Origin of the sequence: Capnocytophaga sp. oral taxon 338 str. F0234 (assembly GCF_000192225.1) — a bacterium.
GTDB lineage: Bacteria > Bacteroidota > Bacteroidia > Flavobacteriales > Flavobacteriaceae > Capnocytophaga.
Window position 1 is genome coordinate 1 of the sequence record NZ_GL872416.1, and the last position, 5,567, is coordinate 5,567.

General features: G+C 46.6%; 2 tRNA genes and 3 rRNA genes. All 5 read right to left on the minus strand.

From position 1 onward, the window contains the following. Position 1: 1 nt before the first annotated feature. The 5 genes from rrf to HMPREF9071_RS10830 all read right to left on the minus strand — a co-directional run bounded on the left by rrf (position 2) and on the right by HMPREF9071_RS10830 (position 5,263). Positions 2-110 (minus strand): 5S ribosomal RNA (gene rrf, locus HMPREF9071_RS10810). Positions 111-344: 234 nt separating this feature from the next. Beyond that, a 23S ribosomal RNA gene (locus tag HMPREF9071_RS10815) occupies positions 345-3,185 on the minus strand. A gap of 208 nt (positions 3,186-3,393) precedes the next feature. Continuing rightward, a tRNA-Ala gene (locus HMPREF9071_RS10820) sits at positions 3,394-3,467 on the minus strand. 135 nt (positions 3,468-3,602) lie between these two features. Further along, positions 3,603-3,676, minus strand: a tRNA-Ile gene (locus tag HMPREF9071_RS10825). A gap of 73 nt (positions 3,677-3,749) precedes the next feature. Then, positions 3,750-5,263: ribosomal RNA gene (locus HMPREF9071_RS10830) — 16S ribosomal RNA — on the minus strand. Together the 16S, 23S and 5S rRNA genes with 2 tRNA genes alongside form the textbook arrangement of a ribosomal RNA operon. Positions 5,264-5,567: the final 304 nt, after the last annotated feature.

Genomic DNA, 5,567 nt, shown 5'->3' on the forward strand with positions numbered 1-5,567 from the left:
AAGAAGGCGGCGACATACTCTCCCACAAATTGCAGTACCATCTGCGCTAAAAGGTTTAACTTCTCTGTTCGGAATGGTAAGAGGTGAGACCTTCCGCTTTAACCACCTTAAACTCTTAGTGATTAGTGAAAAACTAATAGTGAATAGTTCTTCTCAACACTTATACTTTTAGTGAATCGTGTATAACGCTTAGCAAATAGAAAGTCTTATGTAACTTTTTCGCTCTTCACTTAATTGACTCCATTGGATAAGACACCAAAACAATGTTTAATTTCATAATGATTATCGTTTAATACTATGATTGAACATTAATCATTGAACATTAATCATTAAAAAGAATTTCGTACAATAAGTCTTCGGGTTATTAGTATCACTCGGCTTTGATGTTACCACCTTTACACCTGTAACCTATCAACGTGGTCATCTCCCACGACCCTCTAAAGAAATCTCATCTTGTGGTGGGTTTCGTACTTATATGCTTTCAGCACTTATCCACTCCTAACTTAGCTACTGAGCTATACCCTTAGGCAGAATAACTCATACACCAGCGGTTAGTCCAACTCGGTCCTCTCGTACTAGAGTCAGCTCCACGCAAATTTCTAACGCCCACAGTAGATAGAGACCGAACTGTCTCACGACGTTCTGAACCCAGCTCGCGTGCCACTTTAATGGGCGAACAGCCCAACCCTTGGAACCTTCTCCAGCCCCAGGATGTGACGAGCCGACATCGAGGTGCCAAACCCCCCCGTCGATGTGAGCTCTTGGGGGAGATCAGCCTGTTATCCCCGGCGTACCTTTTATCCTTTGAGCGATGGCCCTTCCATACGGAACCACCGGATCACTATGCTCTACTTTCGTACCTGATCGACTTGTAGGTCTCTCAGTCAAGCTCCCTTCTGCCATTGCACTCTTCGCACGGTTACCAAGCGTGCTGAGGGAACCTTTAGAAGCCTCCGTTACGCTTTTGGAGGCGACCACCCCAGTCAAACTACCCTCCACGAATTGTCCCCTCCCTTCAAGAGGGTTAGGCCTCAGATAAGCAAAGGGTGGTATTTCAACAACGACTCCACAACTACCAGAATAGCCGATTCAATGTCTCCCACCTATCCTACGCATCACTTATCCAAGGTCAATACGAAGATGTAGTAAAGGTGCACAGGGTCTTTTCGTCCCACTGCGGGTAATCGGCATCTTCACCGATACTACAATTTCACCGAGCTCATGGCCGAGACAGTGTCCAAATCGTTACACCATTCGTGCAGGTCGGAACTTACCCGACAAGGAATTTCGCTACCTTAGGACCGTTATAGTTACGGCCGCCGTTTACTGGGGCTTCAATTCAAACCTTCGCTCAACGCTAAGCCCTCCTCTTAACCTTCCAGCACCGGGCAGGTGTCAGACCCTATACCTCATCTTTCGATTTTGCAGAGTCCTGTGTTTTTGATAAACAGTCGCTTGGACCTCTTCACTGCGACCTATCTCGCGATAGGCGACCTTTCTCCCAAAGTTACAGGTCTATTTTGCCTAGTTCCTTAGCCATGAATCTCTCGAGCGCCTTAGAATTCTCTTCCCGATCACCTGTGTCGGTTTACGGTACGGGTAGTATCTCTCGCTTTTCTTGGAAACGTTGTCTATGCTATCACCTCGGCCGTAGCCTAAGTGTACTATCAGTGCCATAACAACACCTTTAACGCAACTCCGTCTGTGCGCAGCATATATCTCATTCCGTCACTTCTATTGAAATACTAGTACTGGAATATTAACCAGTTGTACATCCACTTCCCCTGAAAGGGTACGCGTTAGTCCCCGACTAACCCTCAGCTGATTAGCATAGCTGAGGAAACCTTGATCTTTCGGCGGGCAGGTTTCTCGCCTGCCTTATCGTTACTTATGCCTACATTTTCTTTTCTATCAGGCTCCACTATAACTCACGTCTTTAGCTTCAATGCCCATAGAATGCTCCCCTACCGGATTATACCTATCGTATATCCCCATAGCTTCGGTAATATGCTTATGCCCGTTTATTCTCCATGCCGAGCCGCTCGACTAGTGAGCTGTTACGCACTCTTTAAATGTATGGCTGCTTCCAAGCCAACATCCTAGCTGTCTATGCAGTTCAACCGCGTTTTTCCAACTTAGCACATATTTGGGGACCTTAGCTGATGGTCCGGGTTCTTTCCCTCTCGGACTTGGACCTTAGCACCCAAGCCCTCACTGCTGTGTAACATTTAATAGCATTCGGAGTTTGTCAGGAATTGGTAGGCGGTGAAACCCCCGCATCCAATCAGTAGCTCTACCTCTATTAAACTTTAGCACAACGCTGCACCTAAATGCATTTCGGGGAGTACGAGCTATTTCCCAGTTTGATTGGCCTTTCACCCCTACCCTCAGGTCATCCGAAGTCTTTTCAACGACAACCAGTCCGGTCCTCCACACTGTGTTACCAGTGCTTCAACCTGCCCAAGGGTAGATCACCAGGTTTCGCGTCTACTCCTACTGACTTCAACGCCCTATTCAGACTCGCTTTCGCTACGAATGCGCACCTTAAGTGCTTATCCTTGCCAGTAACAGTAACTCGTAGGCTCATTATGCAAAAGGCACGCCGTCACGGCCTCAGCCGCTCCGACCGCTTGTAAGCGTATGGTTTCAGGGTCTCTTTCACTCCGTTATTCACGGTGCTTTTCACCTTTCCCTCACGGTACTCGTCCACTATCGGTCTCTCAGGAGTATTTAGCCTTACCGGATGGTCCCGGCTGATTCAGTCAAGGTTCCTCGTGCCCCAACCTACTCAGGATCCTGCTATCACTTATTTATCTTACCTATACGGGACTTTCACCCTCTCTGGTCACGCTTTTCCAAGGTGTTCTAATTCGATAAACAGCAAATCTCGCAGTCCTACAACCCCTGCATTGCCAAAACAATACAGGTTTGGGCTCCTCCCATTTCGCTCGCCACTACTCTGGAAATCACTCTTGTTTTCTTCTCCTCCGCCTACTTAGATGTTTCAGTTCAGCGGGTTCGCCCATCTTACGATGTAGTACACCTCCCGTGTACTGGGTTGCCCCATTCGGATATTTGCGGATCATATCGTATGTGCCAATCCCCGCAACTTCTCGCAGCTTATCACGTCCTTCTTCGCCTCTGAGAGCCTAGGCATCCCCCATACGCCCTTACATAACTTATTGTACTCGTATGTAGTAGTCTTTAATGACTATGGGTTAATGCTCAATGGTTATTCATTATTCATTACCGCTTTAATCATTAAAACTTACCTATTCTTTCTTGTATCTACTTGTTTTTCTCTTTGATATCTTATCCAATATGTCAATGAACTTGTTTCTCTTTAAGTTATAGATCTATTAAAATTATAGAACTATAGCACCTTGAGAATCGTGGAGAATAAGGGATTCGAACCCTTGACCCCCTGCGTGCAAGGCAGGTGCTCTAGCCAGCTGAGCTAATTCCCCTTTTGTAGTGAATAGTGTCTAGTGAAAAATGAATATTTAATCTATCTAAATTTACTCTCTCTTCACTCTTCATCCTTCGCTTTTCACTTTACTCGGCTTCTAGAATTTCCTTCTTTTACAGCTCTGTCGCTTTTGTAGTCCCAGGCAGACTCGAACTGCCGACCTCTACATTATCAGTGTAGCGCTCTAACCAGCTGAGCTATGAGACTGCTTTCCTTTTTATTCTTTAATAACACAACACAGATTTAAACTAAGCACCCTCTTCAACAGTCTTTTCTCTAGAAAGGAGGTGTTCCAGCCACACCTTCCGGTACGGCTACCTTGTTACGACTTAGCCCCAGTCACTGGTTTTACCCTAGGTAGCTCCTTGCGGTAACCAACTTCAGGTACTCCCAGCTTCCATGGCTTGACGGGCGGTGTGTACAAGGCCCGGGAACGTATTCACCGCATCATGGCTGATATGCGATTACTAGCGATTCCAGCTTCACGGAGTCGAGTTGCAGACTCCGATCCGAACTGTGACCGTCTTTTAAGATTCGCACCTGCTCACGCAGTAGCTGCTCTCTGTAACGACCATTGTAGCACGTGTGTAGCCCAAGATGTAAGGGCCGTGATGATTTGACGTCATCCCCACCTTCCTCACGGTTTACACCGGCAGTCTCAATAGAGTCCCCACCTTTACGTGCTGGTAACTATCAATAGGGGTTGCGCTCGTTATAGGACTTAACCTGACACCTCACGGCACGAGCTGACGACAACCATGCAGCACCTTGATAACTGTCCGAAGAAATACCCATCTCTAGGTACGTCAGTCACCATTTAAACCTTGGTAAGGTTCCTCGCGTATCATCGAATTAAACCACATGCTCCACCGCTTGTGCGGGCCCCCGTCAATTCCTTTGAGTTTCACACTTGCGTGCGTACTCCCCAGGTGGGATACTTATCACTTTCGCTTAGCCACTCAATATTCCTACCAAACAGCTAGTATCCATCGTTTACAGCGTGGACTACCAGGGTATCTAATCCTGTTCGCTCCCCACGCTCTCGTCTCTCAGCGTCAATTATTTGTTAGTCCCCTGCCTCCGCAATCGGTGTTCTGTGTAATATCTATGCATTTCACCGCTACACTACACATTCCAAAAACTTCACAAATATTCAAGACTACCAGTATCAAAGGCAATTTCCCAGTTAAGCTGAAATATTTCACCCCTGACTTAATAGCCCGCCTACAGACCCTTTAAACCCAATGATTCCGAATAACGCTCGCATCCTCCGTATTACCGCGGCTGCTGGCACGGAGTTAGCCGATGCTTATTCATATGGTACCGTCATCAAAGTACACGTACTCCTTATTCTTCCCATATAAAAGCAGTTTACAACCCATAAGGCCGCCTTCCTGCACGCGGCATGGCTGGTTCAGTCTTCCGACCATTGACCAATATTCCTCACTGCTGCCTCCCGTAGGAGTCTGGTCCCTGTCTCAGTACCAGTGTGGGGGATCTCCCTCTCAGGACCCCTACCTATCGTCGCCTTGGCGAGCCGTTACCTCGCCAACTAGCTAATAGGACGCATGCCCATCTTCCACCATCGTAACTTTAATTGCCAAATGATGCCATCCAACAATATTATGGGATATTAATCCAAATTTCTCCGGGCTATCCCCCTGTGAAAGGTAGGTTGCATACGCGTTACGCACCCGTGCGCCGGTTTCTGCCCCGAAGGGCTTCTCCCTCGACTTGCATGTGTTAGGCCTGCCGCTAGCGTTCATCCTGAGCCAGGATCAAACTCTTCATCGTTATTTCTTTAATCTCTTTTGACTCTCTCCGAAAATCGCCTAGTCTAAATCTTTCTGTGCTGTATTATCAATATTTCTTAATGAACTTTCTCGCTTTATTCGCGGACGCAAAAGTACAACCTTTTTCACAAACTATCAAATCTTTTTTCATTTTTTTTAGTCCGCTTCTTGAACTTAACGCTCCCTTTTTGAAAGCGGGGGCAAAGGTACAACCTTTTTTCAAACTGACAAAACTTTTTTTGAAAAATATTCTTTTAGTCTATTCCTATGAACTTCGCTCCCTTTCTAAAAGCGGGTGCAAAAGT